Consider the following 25959-nt stretch of genomic DNA (forward strand, 5'->3'; position numbering starts at 1 on the left):
CCTCAATTGTTGTAGACCGCGTGACAGGAACGGCACTCACCCACGAGTTCCTCGAAATGCGGACGAAAGCGCGCGACCGAGCCACTGTCCTTTGCCGAGGCCGCCGCCGTCTGGGCGAAGCGGCGGAAGCGGGCGGCGAAATCCCGGGCCTCCGGCGAACTGCCGCTCACATGCCCGGCGACCATGCTGGCATCGGTCACGTAGGTGTGGATAGTCGCCGCCACCGCCGCCTGGTCGAAGGGACGGTCGCCTGCCAGCATTGCGTCGATCTGCCGACGGTCGTGGTTCCAGCTCTGCATGACAGGAGCCAAGGCGATACCGGCGAAGGCGGTGCCGGGTACGAGGATCGCCGCCGCCAGAATCATTTTGCTGATCACTGTCTTCATCCGCCTGCGTCTCCTCGGCTCTCGCTCGGCGGCTCTTATCGCCGGCCCGGCTTACGACAACCTGACAGGCCGCCGGCCCTGCCCTAATGTTCCTGTAAGCTTCGCGGCCGATGATCGGCCGGCGGGAGGGACTGGCGGAGATGCGACTGCTGGCGATCGAAGATGAGCCTGAACTTGGCGTGCTGCTGCGCACGGCGCTCGAACGCGGTGGTTTCGCGGTCGACCTGGCAGCGAACCTCGCCGAGGCGCGGGATTTTCTCGCCGTCGTCGGCTATGACGCGGCAATCCTGGACCGCGCCTTGCCCGATGGGGACGGCATTGCCTTGCTACGCGAGATCCGGCGGTCCGACACCAGCCTGCCGATCCTGATCCTGACCGCGCGGGACGGGCCGGAAGATCGCGTGCTGGGGCTCGATTCGGGCGCGGACGACTATCTCGTCAAACCCTTCCACATGCCGGAACTTGTCGCCCGGCTCCGCGCCCTGCTCCGGCGACCCAATGCCGCGCTTGGCATCACCCTGACACTCGGCAATCTCGCGCTCGACACCGTCGGACGGCACATCCGAATCAACGCGCAGGATGTCTCCTTCACCCCGCGCGAAACCTCGATGCTGGAAATCCTGTTGCGGCAGCAGGGCAGCGTGGTCGTGCGAGAAATCATGGAGCAGCGCCTCTACAGTCTAGACCGCGAACTCGGCTCCAATGCGCTGGAAGTGCTGGTCCACAGGCTGCGACGCCGCTTGCAGGAAGCAGGCGCCACGCCGGTCATTCATACCATCCGCGGCGTGGGCTACCTCATGGCCGAACCCGCGTGAAGGCAGCGCCGCGGCGCGGGCGCCGGCCTTGGTCGCTTACCGCCCGCCTCGCTTGGCGGCTCGCCGGCGTCATGCTCTGCACCATTCTGCTCGCGGCCGGAGCCGTCGCCTGGCGGACGGTCGCGACGCTGCACGATCTCGACGACGCGGCGATGCAACAGCAAGTGGATTTCCTGGTCCGCCATCTGCCGAAAGGCGCGGCCGACCAACCCTTCGAACTGCCACGCGCCGTCACCGATCGATTTCGTCTTTCGGACGGCGATACCGTCTTTCTCATCCTCGGCACGGGCGGACGGTTGCTCTCCACCTCGGACCCGGATGAAGCCGCCATCCTCAGCCCGCTCCTGCCCGACACCGTCGGGCCCGGCTTCCTCCGGCTGCCGCCCACGCCCGGCCACCCACAAGGATTGATGGGGTTTGCGCGCAACGTGGATGGGCGGCTCGTCCTTCTCCTGCAGGGGCGGGAGCAGGCGGAAGCAATCGTCGACAGTCTGACAACACAGTTTCTGGGGACCGCCGTCTGGCTGCTACTGCCGATCGGCCTCCTTATGCTCGGTGTCAGCATCGTCACGTTGCGACGCGGGCTCCGCCCCCTCACCCGCGCCTCGGCCGCCGCCACCGCGATCCGCCCAGGCGAGCCCGGCCGCCGCCTGCCAGCCGAAGGCCTGCCGCGGGAAGTGACGCCGCTGGTCGATGCCGTGAACGAGGCGCTGAGCCGGCTGGAACGCACCATCGCCGCCCAGCGCAGCTTCATGGCCCAGGCGGCACACGGACTGCGCACACCGCTCGCCGTGCTCACAGCCCGGCTGGACGGTATGGCCGAATCACCGGAGGTCTGTGGCCTGCGCCACGATTCCGACCGCATGAGCAGGCTCGTCTCCCAACTCCTCCGCATGGCGCGGCTCGAAAGCCTGCCGGTCGATCTCTCCGAGGCGATCGACCTGCACGACGTCGCGGCCGAAGCGGTCGCCGGCCTTGCACCGCTCGCTATTCGCGAGGGGGTGGAACTGGCCCTGACCGGGGAAGCATCACTAACCGTCACCGGCAACCGCGCCGCTCTTCTGCTGGCGCTCATCAATCTTGTCGAAAATGCCCTCGGCTATGCGCCGCGGGGAACGACGGTCGAGGTGGCGGTCTGTGCGCCGCGGGAAATCGCGGTGCGCGACCGTGGGCCCGGCATCCCGCCCGGGCAGGAGGCCCGGCTGCTGCAGCCCTTCGAGCGCGGGCCCCATGCGCGTGAGGGCGGAGCCGGCTTGGGCCTCGCCATCGTGGCGCAAATCGCAGCAGCTCATGGCGGGAGCCTCAGCCTCGCGCCGCGCAGCGGAGGCGGCACGGAAGCCCTCCTCACCCTCGGCACCGAGGGCCCGACGGCAGGCGAGGACGCGCCGCCGCTTGCGCGTTAACCGTCCGAATACATATCGAGATGCTCCGTTACAGCCCCAGAGGCTAGACCGAGCGCATCAATTCAAAGGATTGCCGCATGCCTGTTGCCACGCGTGACATCGCCGGACGAACCCACGCGGGGCGCTGGTCCGGCCGCTATGACGGGCTCGCGATCGCGTTCCATTGGCTGACGGCCTTGCTGGTCGTCTCACTCTTCGCCTTCGCCCAGATCTGGGGGTTCCTGCCGCGCGGGCCCGCACGACACCTGCTTCAGGGCCTGCACGTCTCCCTTGGCTGCCTGCTGGTGGCGATCGTGATCGCGCGCATCCTTTGGCGCGTCTTCGGATCCGTGCGTCTGTCGCACCCCGGCATGGTCGGCAAGCTCGCCCAGGCGGGGCATGGCGTGCTCTATCTCCTGCTGCTTGCCATGATTGTGACCGGGCCGCTGAAACGCTGGGCGGCCGGCCAGGCGCTGAATGTCTTCTGGCTCTTTTCAATCCCCTCGCCGCTTCCGGCGGAGCCGGTCCTGCGCGCCCCCGTTGGCTTCATCCATTTCTGGGCGGCCTGGGCCGTGATTGTCATTGCCGGACTGCATGCAGCGACGGCGCTCTTCCACCACTATGCGCTGAAGGACGGGGTGCTACGGCGAATGATCCCGCTGCGCTGAACGACGGCCGCGAGCGGGCTTAGAGCGTGGAACGCAAGGCGTAGCGGCCAGGTCCGGTCACATAGAGCAGCAGGAAGCCGCCGATGATGCTCACGTTCTTGAAGAAGTTAATTTCTGCCTCGAAATGGGCCGTGCCGCTCATGGTCCAGTAGGGATGGCCGATGAAGGCGGTGGCGAGGGTATAGATCGCCATCACCAGCGCCAGCGGCCGCGTGTAGACTCCAATCACAAGCGCGATCGACACGAAGACCTCGATGACGATGGCAATGATGGCCGCCGCCCAGGGCAGCGGAAGGCCGCTATGAGCCATGTAGCCGACTGTGCCGGAAAAGCCGGTGATCTTGCCCCAACCGAAAATGAGAAAGAGCAGGACAAGAAGGATGCGCGCGACGAGGATGACCTCGTCGCGCAGCCTGTCACTGGCGAAGCCTTGCATGCGTCTCTCCTGAACGAACGGTGAGCGGCCATCATGGCGCGCATAGCGGAATGATCAGGATCTATGAAGGTTTTGGCAGTGAAAACAATGACTTTGCCGAAGGTTTCAATCGGTGACCTGTCAGAAGCGCCCCTCACCGGCGAAGAGCGTGCGCGTCGCGCCGCCAACCCAGATGGCGCCCTCCGCATCGCGATCAATCCGCACGCGCCCCCGCCGCCCGAGCACCGTGCCCTGCGCCGCGACATAGCCATCGGTCACGCGGCCGGAGGCGAACAGCCATTGCGCGACGGACGCGTTGAGGCTGCCAGTGACCGGATCCTCTATCACCGTGCCTTCGGCATTGGAGAACAGCGCACGCACCTCATAAGCCGCTTCGCTTCCTGGGGGATGGGCGCCGATGAGGCCGATGTCGACATGACGCCCCGGCGATACGTCCGGCTGCACCGCCAGCACCGCCTCGGCGGAAGAGAGCATGATGCCGAGCCAGCCCGGCCCGTTGTCGATCCAGGCGGCATCGACGATCGCGTCCACATGGATGCGCAGGACGGCGGCAGCCTCGGCAATCACCTCGTCGCTCGGTCGACCCTCCCGCACGAGCGGCGGGGCCGCGAAGGCGTAGCCCTGCGGCGTCTCACGGATCGGGACGAGACCGACGCCGCATTCCTGCATGATCTGCCCTGGCCGGCGCGGCGTGCCGCCCGCCTCTATCCAGGCATGGCAGGTGCCGAGCGTCGGGTGCCCGGCGAAGGGCAATTCACGCGCGAGGGTGAAGATGCGGACGCGATAATCCGCTTCCGGATTTTCCGGCGGCAACAGGAAGGTCGTCTCCGACAGATTGAGCCAGCGCGTAATACGCTGCATGGTCTCCGTGTCGAGGCCCGCCGCATCGGCCACGACCGCGAGCGGATTGCCTGAAAATTCACCGCTGCCGAAGACATCGACCAGCCGGAAGGGGCGCGCCATTCTCTTTCTCCCTTTGCGTGAAGCTGCGGAATCCTACGCTGAGTGGCGCCGCTGCAACCATCCGGCCCGCCGCATGAGACCAGCCGCGCGACGCGCGGCGAACCGGCCGGTATCTTGCATCGCCAGCCCCCAGGCTGCCACCTTGCCGCCCTTGCGCTATCCGGACCGGAGTTTTTCCTAGAAATGACTGACAGCAAACTGCCCGCCTTTGATCTCGTCGAACTCACGGTCGAAAAGGCTCAGGCCGCCATGGCCAGCGGAGCCATGACGTCCGAAGCCCTGACCCAGGCCTTTCTGGACCGCATCGCCGAATACAACCCGAAATACAACGCCATCCTGTTCATGAACCCGGATGCGCTGGAAACCGCGCGCGCGATCGATCGTCGCCGAGCCGCTGGTGAGAAGCTCGGCCCGCTGGCCGGCATCCCAGTCGTGGTGAAAGATCCGATGGACATGGTGGGCATCCCCACCACCGCCGGCTGGGCGCAGCTCTACAGCAAGGCGGGTGGCGTCGATCTGATGCCTTCGACCGACAGTCCGGTCGTCGCCCGCATGAAGGCCGCCGACACCGTCATCCTCGGCAAGACCAATGTGCCCATCCTCAGCCATACCGGCGCCGATGCGAATGACAGTTTTGCCGGCCCCACGCTGAATGTCGCCGCACCCGACTTGCTGCCCGGCGGCAGCAGCACCGGCACCGCCGCGTGCGTGGCCGCAAGCCTTGCGGTGCTCGGCCTTGCCGAGGAGACCGGCGGTTCGATCCAGAATCCGGCCTCGGCCCAAGGTCTCGTCGGCATCAAGCCGAGCCACGCGCTGGTGCCCAATGCCGGCGTGGTGCCGCTCTCCGCTCATCGCGATGTCGTGGGCCCGATCGCCCGCTGCGTGCGGGATGCCGCCCTCTGCCTGGACGTGCTGGCGGGCTTCACCGCAGAAGACCCGAAGACGATTGCAGGCGTCGGCCACAAGCCAAAGGGCGGCTACACCTCCAAACTCTCCAAGGACGCGCTTGCCGGCAAGCGTATCGGCCTGTATGGCGCAGGCTGGCGCAACCAGCCGCTCTCGGAGGAGACCGCCAGCCTCTACGCGCGCGCGCAGGTGGAGCTGAAAGCCGCTGGCGCCATCCTGGTGGAAGACCCTTTCGCGGGCTCGGGCTTCGCCGATCTCCGCCACCAGACCGTGCCGGGCCAGGATTTCGATGCCCGCGGCTTGGAATCCGTGCCCTACGACGTGGAGCAGTATCTGAAGCGCCTTGGGCCAGACGCCGCCCTGAAGACCTTCGCGGAATTCGCTGAGGCGACCAAGGGAGACGATGCCTTCGCTCCCGGCGGCGCGCTGCACTACATGGTCTACCAGCGCCAGTTCGCCGCCTGCCTCGCCAATCCGTCCGTCCCGCCCGATCTCTCCGATTTTATCACGGCGCGGGAGAGCTATCTCGAGATCTTCGGCGCCGTCTTCGCGCAGCACGTGCTGGACGGGCTCTGTTTCCCGCAGATGCGCACCGATCTCGCCGGATTGCACAGCGGCGGACGGATCGACGAGACGACGGTGAGCGAAATCAATATCGCGGGGATTCCCGGCGTCACTGTGCCTGCGGGTTTCTACGCCTCCGGCGCACCCTTCAACCTCATCTTCGTTGGACCGAAATGGAGCGAAGCGGAGATTCTGGCGCTTGCCTATGCCTATGAGCAGGCGACCGGTCACCGCCGCGCACCCACCCTGCTCTGACGCCGGCTCACTCGACCCGATGCCCCGGCTCGCTTAAAACAGGCGGGCCGGAGGCATACAATGACAGCGGATTTCATCACTTCCCTGGTCCCGGACCGGACCGAGGACCATGTGGCGAGCATCGCCCGCACGGTGCGGACAGAAATGCAGGGACTGGCCGCCCTTGAAGCGGCGCTTCCCGCCGGGCTCTCGGAGTCCTTTCTCGCCGCCGCCGAACTCATTGAGCGGAGCGGCTGCGTCATTGTCACCGGCATGGGGAAATCGGGCCTGATCGGCCGCAAGATCGCCGCGACCCTGGCCAGCACCGGCACCCCGAGCCACTTCGTCCACGCGGCCGAGGCGAGCCACGGCGATCTCGGCATGATCGGACCGAATGACGTGGTGCTCGCCCTCTCCTGGTCCGGGGAGACACCGGAGCTCGCCGATATCGTGGCCTATACCCGCCGCTTCGGCATCAAGCTGCTGGCCTTGACCTCACGCGCCGACAGCGCGCTGGGTCGGGCGGCCGATCTTTGCCTGGTGCTGCCGCTGGCCGAGGAGGCCTGCCCAAACGGCCTGGCGCCAACCACCAGTACCACCATGCAGCTCGTCGCCGGGGATGCGCTCGCCGTTCTCCTTCTCGAGCGGCGGGGTTTCACGGCGGGCGACTTCCAGCGTTACCACCCGGGGGGTAAACTCGGCGCCCGGCTGCTGACGGTCGGCCAACTCATGCATGTAGGAGAGGCGCTGCCCGTGGTACGTCACGATGCGACGCTCTCCGAGGGCATTGTGGAGATGACCTCCAAGCGCTTCGGCATCGCGGCCGTAGTGGATGGCGCAGGCCATCTCGTGGGTGCGCTGACGGACGGCGATCTCCGCCGCGCCTTCCGCGCCGGCTTCGCCGATGTGCCGGTGGAGCAGGCCATGGGCCGCCGTCCGCAGATCATGGCGCCGGGCGATCTCGCCGCTCAGGCGCTGGCGCGGATGAACGAGACGCGCATCACCTGCATCTTCGTGGTGGAGGGCGAGAAGCCGGTCGGCCTCGTCCATATCCACGACCTGCTGCGCGCGGGGGTGGCCTGAACCGGGCGGGATCTCAACGACGAAAACCCCGCGCAAGCGCGGGGTTTTCCGAAGTCTCTCAACCGGCGCCGGGATTGGGGCGCCGCGGGATTACTTGATTTTGGCTTCGCGGAAGACGACGTGCTTGCGGGCCACCGGATCGTATTTCTTGAATTCCAGCTTGCCGGTCTGCGCGCGCGTGTTCTTCTTGGTCACATAGAAATAGCCCGTCTCCGCGGTGGAGAGGAGCTTGATCTGAACGGTGTTCGACTTCGCCATAGGTCCAATTCCCGTCGCCGCCCATAAACCACCGTCGCCGCCCCCGCGGCATCGGCGCTCCCGACCAGCGCATTATTTCCAAAACGAGGGCCGCACATGGCCCATCCCGCCCCCTCCGGTCAAGCCCAACCGACGCAGAGCGGACCCTATTCCCCGGAAAGTTCCCGTCGCCTGCGATCGAGCTCCTCGGAATAGCGGCGCAGCGCGTGCTGTTCAGTCAGCAGACCAATGACCCGCAGGGTCTCCTGGCTGTCCACCACGGCCAGCGCATCGCTTTCCGATTCCGCGAAAAGGGCAATCGCGGTTTTCACCGTCATCGCAGGCGTCAGCACGGTATCGGCGACATGGATGAGTTCGCCCACGGTCTCGGCAGCCATATCAGGGCTGAAGGCCTCGGCCGTCTGCACGATGCCGGCATAGCGGCCACTATCGTCGACCACCACCACGCGATGGGTGGAGCCGAGCGGGAATTCTCGCCGGAAGACCTCGAGGGACGTGGAACCCCTGACCGTGCGGGTGTCCCGCCGCATCATCCGTCCCACGCTCAGCGTGTTGACCCAGCCGATATCGACGGCACTGCGAATCGCCTCGCCGCGCAGATGAAAACGCCAAGTCGCGAACGAGTAGCCGAAGGTGCGCCGTGCAGTCAGCGACGAGACGATGACGGCGGCAAGTACCGCGACGGTCAGCGGAAAGCTGCCGGTACTTTCGAGGGCCAGAAAACACATGGTGAGCGGCCCACCGATAACGGCGACTGCCATCGCACTCATGCCGATCAGCCCATAGACCACGGGCGACATGACCGGCCCCACGGCGAGCAACGCCAGCACGCCTGCGAAGATCTTGCCGACGAGCGAGCCCAGGAACAGCGAGGCGAAGAACAGACCGCCCCTGAAGCCGGAGCCGATCGAGACCGCGGAGGCGATGGATTTGAGCACCAAGCCGGTCGTGATGAGCAGCAGAGGGTAATCCATGCCGAGCCCCTCGCGCAGCGCGCCATGGCCGGAGGAGAGCACCATCGGCGTCACCAGGCCGCAGAGACCGACGACGATCCCGCCCACCATCGGTCGGCTCCAGACCGGCAGCGGGCTGCGGCGGAACCAGCTTTCGGCGATCGTCACGCCGCGCATCACGGCGATCCCGGCCAAGGCGCAGATAATGCCGAGTGCCAGGATCGGGATATATTGCACCACCGGGAAGCTACTCGGCAGGATCAGGTCGAAACCGTCGATCCCGCCGTGCAACCCGCGCTCCACGAAGACGGCGGTGAGCGAGGCCACCACGACCGGCGCCAGATTGGCGATGGTATAGGTGCCGATGACGAGTTCGATGCCATAGAAGGCGCCGGCCATGGGCGCATTGAAGGCGGCGCCGATGGCGCCCGCCGCCCCGCAGCCGACCATGAGCCGCAGGTCGCTGCGGCGCAGCCGGAAGCTCCGCCCGATGTAGGAGGCGATGGCCGAGCCCATCTGCGTATAGCCGGCTTCGAGTCCCACCGAGGCCCCGACACCGCAGGAGAGCAGCGTCTGCACGCAGACGATGATGCTGTCGATGACCGACATGCGGCCGCCGTAGAGCGCGTTCGCCTCAATCGGGTCGACCGCGCGGCGCGGCCGCCAGCGTGCGAGAACGAGGCCACCCAGCCCCATCAGGAGGCCGCCCAGCATCGGCACGAGCATCAGGCGCGGAATGGCGATTTCGGAAGCGGAGCTGAGGCGGCTGCCCTCGGGGATACCGAACAGCGTTTCATGCATCAGTTCGATCGTGCCGTTCATGACGACGACAACGATGCCGGCACAGATACCGATGGCAGCGGCGAGGACTGTGAGCCAGATTTCATCAGCACGGACCAGGGCACGGAGCGTCTGCGGGGCGTGCAGAACCCACTCCCCCCATTGCTGACGGCGGCTGCGGCTCGACAGGGAGCGCGTCGACATCGTGCGGGCCGTCCTCGGTCTCTCTCTACCCAGGCACCCGCGAAGGGTGAATGCCGGCGGGGTTGCCAAACGGAATTCCAGGTGGCGCCCGACCAGCCGCCGCCCATCCCGCCCGACACCGCCTTTTGCTGCGGTGCAGTTCTTTAGCTCACAACTTCATGGAGGAAGTAAGACCCGCAGGAGCAAATTTGCCCTATTTTCGCATTTCTGAAGGCTCGGCACGGCAATCCAAAAACGAAAAGGGCGTGCCGGGAGGAGACCCCCGGCACGCCCTCCTCATCTGCGGAGCAAAGCCCCGAACCGTGCGCTATAGTTGTCGCGCGGCGGTGAAGGTCAGCACCAGGAAGACGATGCAGATGACCAGGAAGATAAAGAACAGGAACTTCGCGATTGCCGCCGACGCACCGGCGATACCGCCAAAACCCAGCGCACCGGCAATGATTGCAATGATCGCGAAGATGATCGCCCATTTCAGCATGACGAACCCCTCGGTTTGTTGTTATCCCGACGTGGGTGCGGCTCCGCTGTTTTCCACCGCGGTCCGGCCTGGACTGTCTTGATTCCTGTGGATTGAGGCCACGGTTTACGGAAACGTGAAGTGCGGCCGCCGCACCGTTCAAGTGCGCAACCGAAATGCGCCAGCCGCGCCGTCCTTCGGCAACAGCGCAACCTGCTTTCCCTTCTGCCATTGCGACAGGCAGGAGAAGGCCCGCAGATTCTGCCCGTCCTGGCCGAAAAGCGCACCCCAGCCATTGGCGAGCGACCCCCGCGCCAATGCGATGCCGCGGACGACGGCAAGCACCTTGTCCTTGTCCGCGCTCTTGGCGAGACGGAGGATATCGAAGCAAAGCCCGGCTCCGGCAAAATGGGAAAAGCTGAGTCCGGAACGCGGGCTCGCCCCGAAATTCTGCTCGTAGAGGGTCCCCACCATGCCAGCATCGGGAGCAAGCCGCGCATCGACACCATAGGGTACCACCCCCACGGCGAGCGTGCCGTCGAAGCCGGGCCCCACCATTGCCGCCGTTTCCATCGAACCATAGGCTGCAGAGATGCCAATCAGCACCTGGGGCCGCCAATCGCGGGCGGCGAGCGCGGTAAACAGCAGCACTACCCCCTCCGCCAATCCGTGATGGATGAGGATATCGGGTTTCATAACGGCAAGCCTCTCGGCGAGCGCTCCAAAATCCGCAGCTCCCGGCTGGTAGGCTATGCTCATGGGCGGGCTGACGCCGTGGCGATGGGCGGCAGCCGCGATCAGCGGTTGGACCGCGCTGCCTGGAGTGTCGTCGGCATAGAGCAATGCCACCGAGAGCTTGTCTGCGGGGCGTTGGAGGGCCGAGGCGATGACGGTCGCGATCGCTTCCAGGCAGCGATCAGCAACTCCGGCCTCTGTGTCACAGAGGCGCAGGAGATAGTGGAAGCCACGCGTGGTGATGGCGGGCATCGTACCCGTCAGTTCCCAATAGGGCACGCCGGACCCCTCGCTCGCCTCGCTGGCGCCAAGGCTCAACATGCTTTCGCCAGTGCCGAAGATGAGAGCCGGCTGCTTATCGGAAATCAGGCGCCGCGCTTCCGCGACAGCACGGTCCGGATCGGACGCATCGCCGAGGGCCAGGCTCACCTGTCGGCCCAGCAGGCCACCACCCGCATTACAGAGATCGGTCGCGAGTTGCACACCGCGCAGGCATTCGTTGCCCTGGGCCGCCAGCGGCCCGGAGAGGGGGAAGAGCGCGCCGATGACGAGGCTCTTGTTGTCGGGCGGCCGCGGTGGCGTGCCCGCCTGGGCTGACCTGCCTCCAGGCATCGCCACGCCGGCGATGCCAAGACTGAGGCCCGTCGCCAGTCCGCTGAGAAGATCGCGCCGACGAGCGGCCATGCGGTGACACTCCCACGCGCGGGACAGGCCCGCAGCCGCATGACTAATCCGACGGCCTTGGCGGCGAAAGAGCGGCGGCTTAACTATTATGCTTCAGCGACGCGGGCCGGCGAGGCGCCGCCCGTGCCAGTCTGCCGCGACTCCAGACAAACCGAGGCCCCGATGACCCTGCCGCAGACGATGCGCGTGATTGAAACCAAGGGCGGCGGTGGCCCCGATGTCATGCAACTAGGCTCCGCGCCGCTGCCCGATCTCCGTCCAGGCGAGATCCTCGTGCGTGTCGCGGCAGCGGGCATCAATCGTCCCGATCTTTTGCAGCGCCAGGGGCTCTATCCGCCCCCCGCGGATGCCAGCCCGATCCTCGGGCTCGAGGTCGCGGGGCATGTCGCGGCGGTCACGCCTGGCGTCGTAGGCTGGTCCGTTGGCGATGCGGTCTGCGCCCTCGCCAATGGCGGCGGCTATGCCGAATACTGCGCTATGCCGGCGGGCCAAGCCCTGCCCTGGCCGAAGGGTTATGATGCCGTGCAGGCGGCAGCCCTGCCGGAAAATATGTTCACCGTCTGGGCCAATCTGTTTCAGATGGGCCGGCTGCATGCGGGCGAGAGCGTGCTGGTGCATGGCGGCACGGGCGGCATCGGTATCACCGCCATCCAGCTCGCCGCCGAATTCGGCGCGGTCGTCTTCACGACCGTCGGCGGCCGGGACAAGGCCCGAGCGGCCGAGCGCCTCGGCGCCCACGCGGCGATCGACTACAACGAGGCAGATTTCGCCACCGAAATCGCGCGCCTGACGGCCCATCGGGGGGTCGACGCGATCCTCGACATCGTGGGGGCACCCTATTTCTCGCGCAACATTGCCTCCCTCAAGCGCGGCGGACGGCTCATTTTCCTCGCCTTCCTGCAGGGTTCGACGATCACCGACGCCGATCTGCTGCCGGTCATGACGAAGCGGCTGACGATCACCGGCTCGACGTTGCGGCCGCGCACGGCGGCCGAGAAGGCCGCTATCGCGAAGGGACTGCAGGAGCGGGTTTGGCCAGTGCTCGATGAAGGGCGTTGCGCGCCGGTAATCGAAACGGTCTTCCCCTTTGCGCAGGTGGCAGAGGCTCACCGGCTGATGGAAGGCCGCGGCCATATCGGCAAAATCATGCTGAGCATGGCGAGCTAACCAGGATGCGCCTGAACGCCATCAGTTTCGGCGAGGCGGCTGACGGCCGCCCGCCCATCGTCCTGCTGCACGGACTCTTCGGCTCCGCTCGCAACTGGGGTCAGCACCAGAAGACGCTTGGCGCCGGCGGGCGGCTGGTCATCGCCCTCGATCTCCGCAATCACGGCGACAGCCCGCACGGCCCTGTCACCTCCTACGCCGCCATGGCGGAGGACGTGGCCGAAACGCTGGAGAGCCTGGGACATCGCCTCTGCCGCCTGCTCGGCCATTCCATGGGCGGCAAGGTCGCCATGGCACTCGCCCTTTCCCGCCCGGCCCTGCTTGACCGCGTCGTGGTGGCCGATATCGCGCCGCGCACCTATGAGCACGGCAATGCCGATCTTGCAGCCGCCATGCGGGGCTTGGAGATCACACCCGGCATGACGCGTGCGGAAGCGAGCGCCGCTCTCGCATCGCGCATCCCCAATGCCATGATCCGCTCCTTTCTCATGCTCAATCTCCGCCTCGGCAATACACAGCCCAACGGCTGGCGCATCGGTCTTTCAGAGATCGCGGAGGGAATGAGCGTGATCGAGGGCTGGCAGCCGGTCCCCCGGGTTTATGACGGGCCGGCCCTCTTCATCACGGGCGGCCGCTCAGACTACGTGCCGGAAACAGCCTATCCCGACATCCGCGCGCTTTTCCCGGCGGTGCGCTTCGCGACACTGCCCGATGCCGGGCACTGGCTGCATGTGGACGATCCGGCGGGCTTCCTCGCAGCAGTCACTCCCTTCCTGGATGGGGCTGAGGCATGAGCAAGACGATTCTCATCACCGGCGCCAGCCGTGGCATCGGCCGTGCGACTGCGCTTCTGGCGGGGGCGCGCTGCTGGTCCGTTGGCGTCAACTACGCCGGCAACCGGCAGGCCGCCGAATCTGTGGTGGCCGAGGTCGAAGCCGCCGGCGGCAGCGCTGTCGCAATCCAGGGCGATGTCGCGGAGGAGGCGGAGGTCATCGCCATGTTCGATGCCACCGAAGCGGCCTTCGGCCCACTCGACGGCGTCGTCATCAATGCCGGGATCGCGGCGCAATCCATGCCGCTGGCCGAGATGGAGGCCAGCCGCATAAAGCGGCTCTTCGATGTCAACGTCTACGGCGCCTTTCTTTGCGCGCGCGAGGCGGCGCGGCGTCTTTCGACAAGCCGCGGCGGACGCGGCGGCGCTATCGTTATCGTCTCCTCCGTCTCCTCCCGCCTCGGCTCGCCCTTCGAATTCATCGATTATGCGGCGTCCAAGGGAGCGATGGACACGCTGGCGATCGGCCTCGCCCGCGAACTGGGCCGCGAGGGCGTGCGGGTGAATGCCGTGCGCCCAGGATTGACGGCGACCGAAATCCACGCGACCGCCGGCCAACCTGACCGGGCGGCGCGGCTGGGCGAGACCACGCCCATGGGCCGTGCGGCCGAGCCAAGCGAGATCGCCGAGCCGATCCTCTGGCTGCTCAGCGACGCCGCTTCCTATACCAGCGGCGCGGTGCTGGATGTCTCGGGCGGCCGCTGACCGCAGACTATCCCTGATTGGAATCGGACCATGCTCGATCACGCCTTCCTGTCCGTCAGCGACCTCGAGCGCTCGGTTGCCTTCTATAGCCAGGCACTGACCCCGCTCGGGATCACCATCCGGCATGACTATGACGGGCAGGACGGGCCGCCCGGTCATCCTGACCTCAAGGGTTTCGGATCAGGCGGGCGAATCGGGTTCTGGCTGCGCGCCGGCACGGTGGAGGGGCGGGCCGCCCATATCGGCTTCGTCGCCCATAGCCGGGCCGAAGTCGACGCCGCCTATGAGGCCGCGATGGCGGCGGGTGGCACCGACAATGGGCCCCCGGGGATACGGCTCTACTACGACCCCCGCTACTATGCTGCGAACGTGCTCGACCCGGACGGCTACAGTCTCGAATTCGTCTACAAGAGCTGGCAGCACCCCCAGCCCTGAGGCGCGGCTACGCGCGGCCGAGAAACCCGGCGCGCGTCACTGCAAAACGGTCCCCGAAGCCGCGCAGCCCCACGGGCTGTAGCGCGAGCTGGCGCAGATCGCGCGCGGCGAGGATGGCAGGAAGCGCCGCAGCGACGGCGCTGCGCGGCGGCCGCGGCAGGCGCCGCGCCTCGGCGAGCCAAGCCTCGCCCTGCGCACGCAGTTGGCCGAGAACCGGCATCAGCGCGGGGTCCAGCGGGTGGGCGGCGGCGGCTTCCGGGATCAGCCCCGCCGCCTCCAGCAGGTCTGCGGGCCAGGGCGCGTGGCCCTGAGCCGCGAGCGCGAAGCGGGCGCGGAGCAGCCCCGCCACGCCATAGGCGGCGCCGCGCAGGCGCAGCCCTTCCAGCATCCCGGCCTGGGTGACGCCCAGCGCGCGGCCCGCCACAACGGCGAGGCTGCCCGTACCCTGCAACAGCCACTGCCGCCAATCCTCGAGCGTCGGAAAAGCGCCGTCGATCTCCGCCTCGCGCGCCTCGATCATCGCCAGAAGTGGCGCGCGGTCGAACACGCCCTCCCGAATCAAGGTTCGCAGCGGGGTCGATAGCTCGCCCGGCTTCGCCTCCCCCTCCACGACCTCACGCCACCATTGCAGGCGCATGAGGGCGAGCAGGTTCTGGCTCGTCACCTCGCGTGCGCGCGCGAGTTCGTGGTTGAAGGCATAGAGGATGACGAGCCGCTCCCGCAGCTCCGTCGGCGCGAAAAGCAGGGTCAGGAAACGGTCCGGATCGTGTCGGCGCAGCGATTCGCCAAGGGGAGACAGCATGGGCCGCGTGATGGACCGGCGGCTGCCCGATAGCAAGAAGCGGGGAACGAAGGCGAGGCTCTGATAAACTTAGAGTGTGATGGAGGGCTCGGATCGAAGCGGCTCCCCTTCGATCTGATACGATCACACGCTAGCCGCCGACCATGGGTTGACGCTGCCCGCCCTCGGCATAAGGTTAACGGCGACCGGGCGGCCGTGGCTTATCCGCCGCGACGCTTGCCCTCAGCCACCAAAACCAATGGAGCGCATCATGGCTTTCGAGCTTCCCGCACTGCCCTATGACGTCTCGGCCCTCGCCGGGGCCGGCATGTGCCAAGAAACCCTGGAACTGCATCACGGCAAGCACCATCAGGCCTATGTCACGGCGCTTAACGGCTTCGTTGAGAAAAACCCCGCGCTGCAGGGCAAGTCCCTCGAGGAGATCGTGAAGCTCTCCTATGGCCAGAGCGACCTCGCCCCGGTCTTCAACAATGCCGGCCAGCATTGGAACCACATCCTGTTCTGGAAGAACCTCGCGGCCACCGGCGGCAAGCTGCCGGGCAAGCTCGAGACCAAGATCAATGAAGATTTCGGGTCGGTTCAGGCCTTCAAGGACGCCTTCAAGACGGCGGCCACCACGCAGTTCGGCTCCGGCTGGGCCTGGCTCGTGCTCGCCGCCGACGGCAAGCTCAAAGTGACCAAGACCCCGAACGGCTCCAACCCGCTCGCGACGGGCGAAGGTAAGGCCCTCCTCGGCCTGGATGTCTGGGAACACAGCTACTACCTCGACTTCCGCAACCGCCGTCCGGACTATGTCACCAACTATCTGGACAAGCTCGCGAACTACGAATTCGCCGAGGCCGAACTCGCCGCCGCCTGATCCGGCCGCGCGCACACAAAAAAGCCCGGACGCGCGCGCGTCCGGGCTTTTTCTTTGGGCGCTGCGCCCCGGCTCAGCCGGTCTTGGCGGGGGGCTGCGGCGTCGCCTTAGCGTCGTTGGCGACGACCGGCTTGATGATGGCCGAGATGGTCGAACGCAGCACGGTGACGCGGACATTCGGAGCGATCTCGACCTCGATCTCGTCCGAGCCTTCGCGGGTCTTCTGCACGACGCCCAGGATGCCACCGGAGGTCACGACCCGGTCACCGCGCTTCATGGCGGCCAGGCTTGCCTTCAGCGCCTTTTGCTTCTGCTGCTGCGGCCGGATCAGGATGAAATAGAAGACGCCGAAAATGAGGACGAGCGGCGCGAACTGCGCCAAGCTGCCCAGAGAGGAGCTACCGCCGAGCGACTGGGCGAAAGCCGGTGAAATCAGGTGCATGCGGGCATCCGGTTCCGTGACAGAGTGGCGAAGCCAAGGTCGCGAGGCGGGATCAGCGAAGAATATCGCCGCCGACAAGCCGGCTCCAATGCGGCCGGACCATAGGGCGCGGGCCCCCGCCGTCAAGCCTTGTTCAGGCCTGGAACCAGCCTTGTCGGAAATTGCCTATCCTTTTCAATAGGAAACCGCTCCCTTTTGCGGCCCGAGGTCTTGCCCCGCTGGCAGTGCCGCCGGCTGTTTCACCTGCTAATCGACGGAAGTGCCCGATGGATGCCTCGCTCACCGATCTCCTGACCCGTATCGCGGGCGCGCTCGAGCGCTTGGCGCCGCCGCCGGCGAGCGCACCGGATCTCTCGGCCGCCGAGGGCTTCATGTGGCAGCCGGCCGAGCGGCGGCTGGCCCCCGTGCCGCATATCTCCCGGCTGCCAATCGCCCTCATCCAGGGGGTCGAACAGCAGAAGGGCATCATCCTTGAGAATACCCGTCGCTTCGCGCGCGGCCTGCCCGCGAACAACGCCATGCTCTGGGGCGCGCGCGGCATGGGTAAATCCTCGCTCGTCAAAGCCGCCCATGCGGCCGTGGCGGCAGAAGACAGGGGCGCCGGCGTCAGCCCCTTCAAGCTCATCGAGATCCACCGCGACGACCTCAAGACCCTGCCCGAGCTCTTGAACCTGCTGCGCGGCCGGGCCGCGCGCTTCGTCCTTCTGTGCGACGATCTTTCCTTCGAAAAGGAGGATGCCGACTACAAGGCGCTGAAATCGGTGCTCGACGGCGGCATCGAGGGCCGTCCCGATAACGTTCTGTTCTATGCCACCAGCAATCGTCGGCATCTGATGCCGAGGGACATGATCGACAATGAGCGCGCGACCGCGATCAACCCTGGTGAGGCGATCGAGGAGAAGGTGTCTCTCTCTGATCGCTTCGGCCTCTGGATCGGCTTCCACAACTGCGACCAGCCGACCTTCTTTGCAATGATCGAGGGCTACGCCAAAGCTCTGCAGCTGCCAATCGAGACGGAGGCGTTGCGGGCCGGGGCGGTGGAATGGTCGGTCACCCGCGGCGGCCGCTCCGGACGTGTCGCCTGGCAGTATATTCAGGACGTGGCGGGGAGCCTCGGGATCGCGGTCACGGGCAACCTGGACTGACGACCGCGCAACGACGGCCGGACCGTCCGGCCGTCGTTGTTGCCCCCGCTCTGCCCAGAGGAGCGCACGCGCCGTTTCGGACTCTACACCTTCAGCGAATCCCTCAAATTTGTTTCGCTTTCGCAAGATTTTGTGGAAGCAGCTCGCCTCCCCTGCGTCTCGCGCGACCTGCCTCGAGAAACGATCCATGGCAGGCCAAAGAATTTTTGTTGTCATTCCGTTACATATAATCTAAGCAACCAAGACAGGGCGCGCCAGCGCCCCGGCAACAATTAAGAAATTGTTAGAGGTTATACGCTTAAAGATCGTGACCGTGCCTTCCCATGAACCGGGAGACTCTGCCTTAGCGCCCATCCAAGGCCGTCTTCTGTCGCAGCCAAAGACGGAAGCGCTCAGCCTCCCGACCAAGACTGACCTCCATCCCCGTTCCGGTTCCCCTTGAAGGCCGTCATTCATCCATGAGCCTGAGAGCGCGCAAGAAAGCCCGTCCACTCACCACCGCCTCCGCACGGGTGGCCTTGCCGATTCCGTCGCCCGCACGCAGCCAGGCGGCACCCGCAAGCGATCCAGCTGCCGGAGCGGCATCTCTCCCGACCGACGGACTCTGCGTCGACTTCTATCGCGGTTTCTATGAGGATCTGCGCAGCCTGACGGCAAACGAAGCCACCAAACATTGGCACGTCTTCGGGCGTGCCGAAGGCCGCTTTCCCAATGCGGTTCAGCTCATTGAGACCTTCAGAACACGTGGTTGTCTGTTGCCATCTGATTTTGACGCCGCGCTCTACCACCTGCTCTATCCGCAATCGCTGCCGGAGGCAGCATCAGATCTTGATGCGCAGGCGCATTATCTCGGCATTGGCCGCGACCGGGGCCTCGCCTATCGACCCCAAGATCGGGATTTCGTCCGGGAACTCTATCTGGATGACGATTCATCCTACAGTCGCAACCTGCGCGCAGCGGTGCTGAAAGGGGAAACCCCCGCGTTTGAAACAGCGAAGGATATGCTGGCCTCAGTCGGACTCACGGCGGACAGTATCCTTCCGGTCTTCAGCACAACCGACTACATTATCTTCCACAGCGGTCTAGGCCTGCGTCGCAAGGCTCAATGCCTCCATCATTTCGTGTTCCGAGGCATGCCGGCCTGTGCTCCGATCAGCTTCGACATGGTCTTCGATGCCGCCTTCTACCGCGAGATCAACCGCGATCTCACCGAATTGTCGGATTTCGAAAGCTACCGGCATTGGCTCAGCCTTGGCCTGGGGCGGGATGAGGCGCCGAATCGCACCAAGTTCCTGTCTAAACTCCTGCTTCACAAGACCGATCGCTATCCGGAAGGGTTCAAGCCGGCGATCTATGGAATGGCGAACCCCGATCTGGCAGCAATCATCGTCGGGCCCTGGCGGCTTTTGCAGCATTGCGTTCTGAACGGCATTGCCGAGGGACGTGGGGGTACCCAGCTGAGCCGCGGCAATGCTGATCTCTTTCGTGCGGCCGCCGACCTTCAGGCCATCGCCGGGCACCTTCCCCGGGCTCAGTTGATCTATCAGGAAACCTTGCGCGCCGATCCCGATCATGTGACGGCGCGGCGGCATTATGCCGACTGCCTGTTTCGCCTTGGTGATTGGCACAATGCGGCAAGCGAGTACCGCAGGCTGATCCAGACCGGTTTCGAGACCACCTGGACCTTTCTCAACCTTGCCAGCTGCCTCATCGAGCTTCGGGAATGGCAGCAAGCGGCGATGGCCGTGCGCGCGCTGGCCGACAAAAGGCCGGGCGATCTCGGCGTTCAGCGCCGGCTGCGCGACATTTGCCGCAGTGGCTACGATACTCTTCGCGCTCAGGCGCTCTGGCTTGGCGAGAACGGCTTCGAGGATGAAGCCCGATCAGTCATCGCCCAGGCGATGGCGCTGATCCGGCTGATGATCGCAGTCCCTGAGCGGCTGGAAGAAGTGCCCCGGCGGGAGGTCGCGTCGGTGGCGCTCGTCGCCGATCTCGGCCTCAACCAATGCCGCTTCTACCGCGTCGAACAGAAGCGCGAGCAGTTCGAAGAGCTTGGCATAGAGACCACGATCTTCGACTTCCACTGCGAGACGGCTGAGTTCGTCCGCCGACTCGATCAGTTCGATGTCGTCGTCTTCTACCGCGTCACAGCGACACCTGACGTCATTGAAGCGATCGACGCGACGCGGGCCGCCGGCAAGCCGAGTTTCTACGAGATCGACGATCTCATGTTCGACCCGGCGCGCTTCCCCGAGTCTTTCGAAAGCTACGGCAATCAGATCTCGCGCTCGCTCTACGCCACCCTCGTCATCGCGCCGGCGCAGCTGCGCACGGCGATGGAGCTTTGCGACTTTGCCATCGCCTCCACGCCGGCGCTCGCGCGGCAGATGGCCACGGTCATGGGCGAGCGGCGGGTTTTCGTGCATCACAATGCCTTGCACAGCCCGCACGAGACGCTCCTGCGGTACCCCCCGCACCGCGCCGCGGATGATCGGATCAGAATCGTCTACGGCAGCGGCACGGCAGCCCATAATGAAGATTTCGATCTTTTCGCAGCGCCCGCGCTGCTGCGCATCCTCCACGAGAACGCCAAGGTCGATCTCCTCATCATCGGCTACCTGACTTTGCCACCCGCCTTCGCCGCCTTCCGCGCGCGCATCACCCGCATCGATCCCATTTGGGACATTGCGCTCTATTGGCAGGTTCTCGCCACCGCGGACATCAACATCGCCGTGCTGAAGCCAGGCCTCATCGCGGACTGCAAGAGCGAGATCAAATGGCTGGAAGCAGCCCTCCTCGGGATCCCCTCCGTCGCGACGCCGACCGAGACCTATCGGCAGGCGATCGAGGACGGGCGGACCGGTCTCCTCGCAACCGAAGCCGATGCCTGGCACAGGGCTCTGACCCGGCTCATCTCCGATCCTGAGTTGCGGCGTTCCGTCGGGCGCGCGGCTCACGACCATGTGGTGCGCAAATACGGCAGAGTCGCGATGGCCCAGAAGCTCGGCAGGATCATTGGGCATCGACCGGGCAAAGCGCGGGTGGCATCGCGTCGCACCCGTGTCCTTCTCGTCAACGTCTACTTCCCGCCCCAGGCGGTTGGCGGCGCAACGCGGGTCGTCGCCGACAATGCTCGCGATCTCCAGCAGCTGTTCGGAGACAGTCTCGAGATTGAAGTTTTTGCTGGAATGGAGGGCTCGCATCAGGCGTATCGCAGCGCCACCAACCTCTGGAACGGTATCCCGGTCCATTCCGTCACGACACCCGACGACCCGGACATCGACCACCGCATTCGGGACGAGCAAATGGTCGCGGCTTTCGAGGCCTGCATCGACCGGTTCCAGCCCGATGTCGTCCATTTCCACTGCCTGCAGCGCCTGACGGCAGCGATCTGCGATGTGCCGCTCCGGCGCAAGATTCCCTATATCATTTCCGTGCATGACGGATGGTGGATATCCGACCACCAGTTCCTGGTCGACGAAAGCGGGTCGGTTTCGCTGTATGACTATCGCAAGCCGCTTCAGGAAGCTGCAAAGCATGGCGGCGGGCGACTTTCCCGCATGCAGCTCTTCCGCCACGTGATCGACGGCGCCGCGGAAGTCCTGACCGTCTCAGCGCCCTTCGCAGCACTCTACGAGCGAACCGGCCTGCGCCGTCCGCGCGTCATCGAGAACGGCCTGGCGCCCATCGCCTTCCAGCCACGCAGCCCGTCGCCCTCAGGCCGGGTCCGTCTCGCCCATATCGGCGGCATGGGTCTGCACAAAGGCTATCCGCTGGTTCAGGCGGCCCTCACCGACGGGCAATTCCATCATCTCGACCTGCTCGTTATCGACCACGCCATGCTGCCCGGGCAGGAAACCACGACCACCTGGGGCACGACGCCGGTCACCTTCCGCGGCAAAACCCCGCAGTCCCGCATCGCCGATCTCTACCGGGACGTCGATGTACTGCTGGCACCCTCCGTGTGGCCGGAGAGTTTCGGTCTCGTCGTGCGCGAAGCGCTGCAGGCCGGCTGCTGGGTTGTGGTCTCCGATCGCGGCGCCATCAGCGCGGATGTGACGCCGGGCTGCGGCTTCATCGTCCCGGCCGACCACTTCGAGCATCTGCGGGACACGCTCCGCAAGATCGACGAGAACCCGGCGCGCTATCTCGGACCGCTCGAACAGACACCACCGCTGCGGCGCTCGGAAGATCAGGCGCGCACGCTCGCGGCACTCTATGTCGGGCTCGCCGCCCACCCGCGGAGGCGGGAGGACGAGCGGGTGGCAGCACCGATCGACGGTCAGGCCGCTTGAGGTTCAAGGCGCCAGGCCCTGACAAGGGTCTGCCACGCGCGGGCGCGCAGAACCCAGGCGCATCACCCCCGCTCGTCGATCGTCACGCCGAGTTGCTTCAGCTTCCGGTGCAGCGCGCTACGCTCCATGCCGACGAAGGCCGCCGTCTTGCTGATATTGCCGCCGAGGCGCAGCAGCTGCGCCTGGAGATACTGGATCTCGAAGAGGTCTCGCGCCTCGCGCAGCGTGAGCCCCATCATGTCGGCCCCGGATTCCAGGCTGAGCAGCTTGGGCGCGTGGGCGCCGATTTCGGGCGGCAGTACGTCGGCGCGGATGGGGTCGGCAGCACTCCCCGGCGCCATGATCAGCAGCCAGTCCATCAGATTGCGCAGCTGGCGGACATTGCCCGGCCAGTCATAGGCCTGCAGCGCGGTAATCGCATCGGGCGCCAGTTCCCGCGGCGCCATGCCGGCATTCTCGGCCGCGCGCACCAGGAAATATTCGGCCAGCATCGGCACGTCTTCGCGGCGTTGGCGGAGCGCCGGCACGAGCAGGGGCACCACCGCCAGCCGGTAGTAGAGATCCTCACGGAAGCGGCCGGCGGCGATCTCCGCCTGCAGATCGCGGTTCGTGGTCGCGATCACCCGCACATCCACGCTGACGCGGGACGATCCGCCGACACGCTGGAAGGCGTGGACCTGCAGCGCACGCACTATCTTGCCCTGGGTGTCGAGCGGCATGTCGGCCACCTCGTCCAGCAAGAGTGTCCCGCCATGAGCGCGCTCCAGCACACCCGCACGCCGCGGCTCTCGGTTGGGTCCGTTCACCGCCTCGATGCCAAAGAGTTCCTCCTCGAAGCGACTCGGATTGAGGGTCGCGCAATTGAGCGCCACGAAGGGCTGGTCGGAGCGGCGGGAGAGCGCATGGATCATCCGCGCCGCGACTTCTTTGCCGACACCAGCCGGACCGCTGATGAGCACGCGCGAGCCAGTGGGCGCCACGCGCTCAATCGCTCCACGCAGCGCCTGCATCGGCGCGCTCTCGCCGAGCAGGCTGTTCTCCGCGCCGATACGCAGCTTCAGTTCGGCATTCTCCGCGGCCAGGCGCGCGGCTTCCAGAGCTCGGCGTACCATGAGCAGCAGCCGGTCGGACTTGAAGGGCTTCTCGATAAAATCGTAGGCGCCTTTCTGAATCGCCGTCACAGCCGTCTCGATCGTGCCGTGGCCGGAGATCATCATCACCGGCACCTGCGGCTCCTCCCGGGAGAGGACTTCGAGAATGCCCAGCCCGTCGAGTCGGGAGTTGCGCAGCCAGATGTCGAGGATCACGAGCCCGGGGCGGCGCGCCTGGAAGGCGTTGATCGCTTCGTCGGCATTGGCGGCCTGGCGCGTGGTGTAGCCCTCGTCCCGCAGCACGCCGTCGATCAGCATCCGGATGTCCGGTTCGTCATCGACGATCAGAATATCAGCAGCCATCATCCCTCGCCACGATCAGCTCCGCCTGCTCCGCCTTGGCCTCGGCTGGCAGAACCAGCGTCGCCACGGCGCCCGGCCCCGGCTTGCGGTCCTCCAGAATGAGCCGCCCCTCGTGGTCCTCCATCACCTTCTTGACGATGGCGAGACCGAGACCCGTGCCCTTTTCCTTGGTCGTCACATAAGGTTCCGTCAGCTGGGCGCGCTCGGCATCCGGCAGACCGATCCCGTCATCGGCCACGCTGACATGCACCTCCGCCCCGACTTCGGCAACCGTCAGCACAATTTCCGCGGCGCCGGGGCGGCTTGCAATTGCATCCGCCGCATTCTGCAGAAGATTGGTCAGCGCCTGGCCGATCAGCCGCCGGTCGCAGGCGGCCATCACGCCGCCCGCCGGAATCTCGGCCGTGAAGCGGATATCCGGCCGCGCATGCTGCTGCAGCATCAGCGCGTCCCGCGCCACCTGGCTGATATCCTCGGCATGGATCACGGGCTGCGGCATGCGCGCGAAGGCCGAGAACTCGTCGACCATCCGGCCGATATCGCCGACCTGCCGCACGATCGTATCGGCGCATTGCACGAATGTTTCGGGATCGGAGTGGATTTCACTCAGGAAGCGGCGCTTGAGACGCTCGGCGGAAAGCTGGATTGGTGTCAACGGATTCTTGATCTCATGCGCAATGCGCCGCGCCACGTCCGACCACGCCGCCTTGCGCTGCGCGGAGGCGAGTTCCGTGATGTCGTCAAAGGTGATGACGAATCCGTCGACACGCTCTTCGGTCATCTCCGCGCCGAGGCGGACGTTGAGCAGACGGCGATGAGATGCCGGGCCGATCGCGACTTCGGCCCGGCGCGGTCGCTCCGGATTGGCACGCACCGTCGCGATGAGAGGTTCGAATTCCGGTACCAGCTCCGCCAGTGGCCGGCCGAGGGCCGCCATCAGATCGACGCTGAGAAGGTTGGAGGCAGCGCGGTTCGGCAGTTCGATTCGGCCCCCTTGGTCGAGGCCGATGACGCCGGCGGAAACCCCGCCGAGCACGGCTTCGGTAAAGCGGCGACGCTCGTCGATCTGGCTATAGGCCTGCATGAGTTCGGAACGCTGCGCATCGAGCTGCCCGGTCATGCGATTAAAAGCGCGAGTGAGGCCGGCGATCTCGTCCTCCCGCCGGCTTTCCGGCAGGCGCACGGCGAGGTCGCCGGAGCGGATGCGCTCGGCAGCGCGGATCAGGCGGCCCACAGGCCGCGCAATCTGACGAGCGAAGACGAGACCGACGAGAACCGAGGCCGAGAGCACGAGCAGCGCCACCATGGCGAAGATGACGACGAAGGTAATTTGCAGGCTGTGCCGGTTCGATTCCAGCCGGTGATATTCCTGCACCGCCGCCGCCGTATGCGCCATATGGGCGAGGATCGAAGGATCGACCGGCTTCTGGATCATGAGCATGAGCGGCGGAGTGGAGGCGAGCTGTACGAGGCCGCTCACCGTCGTGCCGTCTTTGGATCCCAGCACCACCACATCGCCGTTATGCGCCACGGAAATCGCCCAATGCGGCGGAAGCGCCGTCGTCATGCCCCCCATGAAGCCGGCGGAAGCCACGACCTGGCCGGTGGAGGGCACGAAAATCACAGCCTCGGTCAACCCGCGCAGCGAGACCTGGGTCTCCAGAAACTGCCCGAAATTCTGCATGTCGCTGGTGATGAAGGGGCCAGCGCGAGCCATGTCGTCCGCCATGGCGAAAGCGTCCGTCCGGATCTCGTCCTTATGCTCGGTCAGATAGCCCTGGGCTACCTGCATGCTCTCGTCGAGTGCAGTGCGCACCCGCTCGTTGAACCAGGCCTGGATGCCAAGCTGGAAGAAGACGGTTGCGAAAATCGCGACGACGATGGTGGGGGTCACCGCCACGACGCTGAAGAGCAGTACAAGCTGTGCCTGGATACGGGAGCCGGCCGAACCGCGCCGCCGCTCGAGATACACGCGCACGAGCCGGACGGAAACGGCGATCGCGAGCAGCAGGAGGACCACGAAATTCGCTGGCACCAGGGCGATGATCTCGCGGTGGCTGAGGCCGAGGGAGGAACCACCGGACAGCACGACGAAGGTGCCGCAGGCCAGCAGCAGCGCAACCATCGCGAGGATGAGCGTCATCGTCTTGCCGAGGACGATGCGCAGCACCCAGCGCAAGCGCGGCCATTTCTTGTTCGGCCCCTCGTCGCCCACAAGCGACATGGAGGGGTTGGGCGTATTGCTGATCAGCATTCGCGAGGGTCGACCCGTCTCCTAGAGTGCGATCGTGACAATCACACTCTAACTTATTGAT

General features: G+C 65.9%; 23 protein-coding genes. 12 read left to right on the plus strand and 11 right to left on the minus strand.

The annotated features are described in order from the left end of the window. Positions 1-2: 2 nt before the first annotated feature. On the minus strand, positions 3-386 hold the full coding sequence (locus VL752_RS20740; RefSeq protein ID WP_325358300.1) for a cytochrome c: 384 nt from the start codon (positions 384-386) through the stop codon (positions 3-5). Between the two features lie 110 nt (positions 387-496). Between VL752_RS20740 and VL752_RS20745 the strand changes: the two genes are divergently transcribed. The 3 genes from VL752_RS20745 (at position 497) to VL752_RS20755 (ending at position 3251) form a co-directional block, all read left to right on the plus strand. Then, complete coding sequence (locus tag VL752_RS20745; protein WP_325358302.1) at positions 497-1201, plus strand: response regulator transcription factor; 705 nt, start codon at positions 497-499, stop codon at positions 1199-1201. After that, positions 1198-2604: a sensor histidine kinase gene (locus tag VL752_RS20750; protein WP_325358304.1), complete on the plus strand. Its 1407-nt coding sequence runs from the start codon at positions 1198-1200 to the stop codon at positions 2602-2604. The genes VL752_RS20745 and VL752_RS20750 overlap by 4 nt, the downstream gene beginning before the upstream one ends. 77 nt (positions 2605-2681) lie before the next feature. Further along, the gene (locus VL752_RS20755) at positions 2682-3251 is read left to right on the plus strand and encodes a cytochrome b (RefSeq protein ID WP_325358306.1); all 570 of its coding nucleotides are present in this window, start codon (positions 2682-2684) and stop codon (positions 3249-3251) included. Between the two features lie 19 nt (positions 3252-3270). Here VL752_RS20755 and VL752_RS20760 read toward each other — a convergent pair whose 3' ends face one another. Together VL752_RS20760 and VL752_RS20765 are read right to left on the minus strand one after the other, a co-directional pair. Next, on the minus strand, positions 3271-3687 hold the full coding sequence (locus tag VL752_RS20760; RefSeq protein WP_325358308.1) for a DoxX family protein: 417 nt from the start codon (positions 3685-3687) through the stop codon (positions 3271-3273). Positions 3688-3807: 120 nt separating this feature from the next. Continuing rightward, positions 3808-4650 (minus strand): PhzF family phenazine biosynthesis protein, encoded by an 843-nt coding sequence (locus VL752_RS20765; protein WP_325358309.1) that lies wholly within the window; start codon positions 4648-4650, stop codon positions 3808-3810. A 183-nt stretch (positions 4651-4833) separates the two neighbouring features. Between VL752_RS20765 and VL752_RS20770 the strand changes: the two genes are divergently transcribed. Further along, the gene (locus VL752_RS20770; RefSeq protein WP_325358311.1) at positions 4834-6375 is read left to right on the plus strand and encodes an amidase; all 1542 of its coding nucleotides are present in this window, start codon (positions 4834-4836) and stop codon (positions 6373-6375) included. Positions 6376-6435: 60 nt separating this feature from the next. After that, a complete protein-coding gene (locus tag VL752_RS20775) occupies positions 6436-7437 on the plus strand; it encodes a KpsF/GutQ family sugar-phosphate isomerase (protein WP_325358313.1) in 1002 nt (333 codons plus the stop codon). Between the two features lie 90 nt (positions 7438-7527). Here the strand turns inward: VL752_RS20775 and rpmG are convergent, their stop codons facing one another. The 4 genes from rpmG to VL752_RS20795 form a co-directional block, all read right to left on the minus strand. Continuing rightward, positions 7528-7695: a 50S ribosomal protein L33 gene (gene rpmG, locus VL752_RS20780; RefSeq protein WP_227306051.1), complete on the minus strand. Its 168-nt coding sequence runs from the start codon at positions 7693-7695 to the stop codon at positions 7528-7530. 146 nt (positions 7696-7841) lie between these two features. Continuing rightward, entirely contained in the window at positions 7842-9632 is a 1791-nt protein-coding gene (locus VL752_RS20785) for a chloride channel protein (protein ID WP_325358316.1), read from the minus strand. A 307-nt stretch (positions 9633-9939) separates the two neighbouring features. Continuing rightward, positions 9940-10110 (minus strand): DUF1328 family protein, encoded by a 171-nt coding sequence (locus tag VL752_RS20790; protein ID WP_325358317.1) that lies wholly within the window; start codon positions 10108-10110, stop codon positions 9940-9942. 138 nt (positions 10111-10248) lie between these two features. Then, a complete protein-coding gene (locus tag VL752_RS20795; protein ID WP_325358319.1) occupies positions 10249-11508 on the minus strand; it encodes an ABC transporter substrate-binding protein in 1260 nt (419 codons plus the stop codon). 162 nt (positions 11509-11670) lie between these two features. Between VL752_RS20795 and VL752_RS20800 the strand changes: the two genes are divergently transcribed. Genes VL752_RS20800 through VL752_RS20815 form a run of 4 tightly spaced genes read left to right on the plus strand, consistent with a single transcriptional unit; the run spans position 11671 to position 14647 of the window. Continuing rightward, entirely contained in the window at positions 11671-12675 is a 1005-nt protein-coding gene (locus VL752_RS20800; RefSeq protein WP_325358321.1) for an NAD(P)H-quinone oxidoreductase, read from the plus strand. A 5-nt stretch (positions 12676-12680) separates the two neighbouring features. Continuing rightward, positions 12681-13469 carry an alpha/beta fold hydrolase gene (locus VL752_RS20805; RefSeq protein ID WP_325358322.1) on the plus strand — a complete coding sequence of 263 codons (789 nt, stop codon included), beginning with the start codon at positions 12681-12683 and terminating at the stop codon, positions 13467-13469. Then, the gene (locus tag VL752_RS20810; RefSeq protein WP_325358323.1) at positions 13466-14212 is read left to right on the plus strand and encodes an SDR family oxidoreductase; all 747 of its coding nucleotides are present in this window, start codon (positions 13466-13468) and stop codon (positions 14210-14212) included. The genes VL752_RS20805 and VL752_RS20810 overlap by 4 nt, the downstream gene beginning before the upstream one ends. 30 nt (positions 14213-14242) lie before the next feature. Then, entirely contained in the window at positions 14243-14647 is a 405-nt protein-coding gene (locus VL752_RS20815; protein ID WP_325358324.1) for a VOC family protein, read from the plus strand. Positions 14648-14654: 7 nt separating this feature from the next. On the opposite strand, the gene VL752_RS20820 is transcribed toward VL752_RS20815, so the two are convergent. Beyond that, a complete protein-coding gene (locus VL752_RS20820; RefSeq protein WP_325358326.1) occupies positions 14655-15449 on the minus strand; it encodes a squalene/phytoene synthase family protein in 795 nt (264 codons plus the stop codon). A 250-nt stretch (positions 15450-15699) separates the two neighbouring features. Between VL752_RS20820 and VL752_RS20825 the strand changes: the two genes are divergently transcribed. After that, complete coding sequence (locus tag VL752_RS20825) at positions 15700-16308, plus strand: superoxide dismutase (protein WP_325358328.1); 609 nt, start codon at positions 15700-15702, stop codon at positions 16306-16308. 73 nt (positions 16309-16381) lie between these two features. On the opposite strand, the gene yajC is transcribed toward VL752_RS20825, so the two are convergent. After that, positions 16382-16750, minus strand: a complete 369-nt coding sequence (gene yajC / locus VL752_RS20830) for a preprotein translocase subunit YajC (RefSeq protein ID WP_325358329.1) — start codon at positions 16748-16750, stop codon at positions 16382-16384. Between the two features lie 266 nt (positions 16751-17016). On the opposite strand from yajC, the gene VL752_RS20835 reads away from it, so the two are divergent. Continuing rightward, positions 17017-17895 carry an ATP-binding protein gene (locus VL752_RS20835; protein WP_325358331.1) on the plus strand — a complete coding sequence of 293 codons (879 nt, stop codon included), beginning with the start codon at positions 17017-17019 and terminating at the stop codon, positions 17893-17895. A 458-nt stretch (positions 17896-18353) separates the two neighbouring features. Then, on the plus strand, positions 18354-22190 hold the full coding sequence (locus VL752_RS20840) for a glycosyltransferase (RefSeq protein ID WP_325358333.1): 3837 nt from the start codon (positions 18354-18356) through the stop codon (positions 22188-22190). A gap of 62 nt (positions 22191-22252) precedes the next feature. Here the strand turns inward: VL752_RS20840 and VL752_RS20845 are convergent, their stop codons facing one another. After that, the gene (locus tag VL752_RS20845) at positions 22253-23644 is read right to left on the minus strand and encodes a sigma-54-dependent transcriptional regulator (protein WP_325358335.1); all 1392 of its coding nucleotides are present in this window, start codon (positions 23642-23644) and stop codon (positions 22253-22255) included. After that, positions 23634-25898, minus strand: a complete 2265-nt coding sequence (locus VL752_RS20850; protein WP_325358337.1) for a sensor histidine kinase NtrY-like — start codon at positions 25896-25898, stop codon at positions 23634-23636. Before VL752_RS20850 ends, VL752_RS20845 begins: the two co-directional genes overlap by 11 nt. Positions 25899-25959: the final 61 nt, after the last annotated feature.

The organism is Acidisoma sp., assembly GCF_035492295.1.
Classification (GTDB): Bacteria; Pseudomonadota; Alphaproteobacteria; order Acetobacterales; family Acetobacteraceae; genus Acidisoma.

What these genes read in the sequence shown, in the direction of transcription:
- VL752_RS20740 (WP_325358300.1), bottom strand. Translation starts at nt 386, where the DNA reads ATGAAGACAGTGATCAGCAAAATGATTCTGGCGGCGGCGATCCTCGTA.
- VL752_RS20745 (WP_325358302.1), top strand. Translation starts at nt 497, where the DNA reads ATGATCGGCCGGCGGGAGGGACTGGCGGAGATGCGACTGCTGGCGATC.
- VL752_RS20755 (WP_325358306.1), top strand. Translation starts at nt 2,682, where the DNA reads ATGCCTGTTGCCACGCGTGACATCGCCGGACGAACCCACGCGGGGCGC.
- VL752_RS20760 (WP_325358308.1), bottom strand. Translation starts at nt 3,687, where the DNA reads ATGCAAGGCTTCGCCAGTGACAGGCTGCGCGACGAGGTCATCCTCGTC.
- VL752_RS20765 (WP_325358309.1), bottom strand. Translation starts at nt 4,650, where the DNA reads ATGGCGCGCCCCTTCCGGCTGGTCGATGTCTTCGGCAGCGGTGAATTT.
- VL752_RS20770 (WP_325358311.1), top strand. Translation starts at nt 4,834, where the DNA reads ATGACTGACAGCAAACTGCCCGCCTTTGATCTCGTCGAACTCACGGTC.
- VL752_RS20775 (WP_325358313.1), top strand. Translation starts at nt 6,436, where the DNA reads ATGACAGCGGATTTCATCACTTCCCTGGTCCCGGACCGGACCGAGGAC.
- rpmG (WP_227306051.1), bottom strand. Translation starts at nt 7,695, where the DNA reads ATGGCGAAGTCGAACACCGTTCAGATCAAGCTCCTCTCCACCGCGGAG.
- VL752_RS20785 (WP_325358316.1), bottom strand. Translation starts at nt 9,632, where the DNA reads ATGTCGACGCGCTCCCTGTCGAGCCGCAGCCGCCGTCAGCAATGGGGG.
- VL752_RS20790 (WP_325358317.1), bottom strand. Translation starts at nt 10,110, where the DNA reads ATGCTGAAATGGGCGATCATCTTCGCGATCATTGCAATCATTGCCGGT.
- VL752_RS20795 (WP_325358319.1), bottom strand. Translation starts at nt 11,508, where the DNA reads ATGGCCGCTCGTCGGCGCGATCTTCTCAGCGGACTGGCGACGGGCCTC.
- VL752_RS20800 (WP_325358321.1), top strand. Translation starts at nt 11,671, where the DNA reads ATGACCCTGCCGCAGACGATGCGCGTGATTGAAACCAAGGGCGGCGGT.
- VL752_RS20805 (WP_325358322.1), top strand. Translation starts at nt 12,681, where the DNA reads ATGCGCCTGAACGCCATCAGTTTCGGCGAGGCGGCTGACGGCCGCCCG.
- VL752_RS20810 (WP_325358323.1), top strand. Translation starts at nt 13,466, where the DNA reads ATGAGCAAGACGATTCTCATCACCGGCGCCAGCCGTGGCATCGGCCGT.
- VL752_RS20815 (WP_325358324.1), top strand. Translation starts at nt 14,243, where the DNA reads ATGCTCGATCACGCCTTCCTGTCCGTCAGCGACCTCGAGCGCTCGGTT.
- VL752_RS20820 (WP_325358326.1), bottom strand. Translation starts at nt 15,449, where the DNA reads ATGCTGTCTCCCCTTGGCGAATCGCTGCGCCGACACGATCCGGACCGT.
- VL752_RS20825 (WP_325358328.1), top strand. Translation starts at nt 15,700, where the DNA reads ATGGCTTTCGAGCTTCCCGCACTGCCCTATGACGTCTCGGCCCTCGCC.
- yajC (WP_325358329.1), bottom strand. Translation starts at nt 16,750, where the DNA reads ATGCACCTGATTTCACCGGCTTTCGCCCAGTCGCTCGGCGGTAGCTCC.
- VL752_RS20835 (WP_325358331.1), top strand. Translation starts at nt 17,017, where the DNA reads ATGGATGCCTCGCTCACCGATCTCCTGACCCGTATCGCGGGCGCGCTC.
- VL752_RS20840 (WP_325358333.1), top strand. Translation starts at nt 18,354, where the DNA reads ATGAGCCTGAGAGCGCGCAAGAAAGCCCGTCCACTCACCACCGCCTCC.
- VL752_RS20845 (WP_325358335.1), bottom strand. Translation starts at nt 23,644, where the DNA reads ATGGCTGCTGATATTCTGATCGTCGATGACGAACCGGACATCCGGATG.
- VL752_RS20850 (WP_325358337.1), bottom strand. Translation starts at nt 25,898, where the DNA reads ATGCTGATCAGCAATACGCCCAACCCCTCCATGTCGCTTGTGGGCGAC.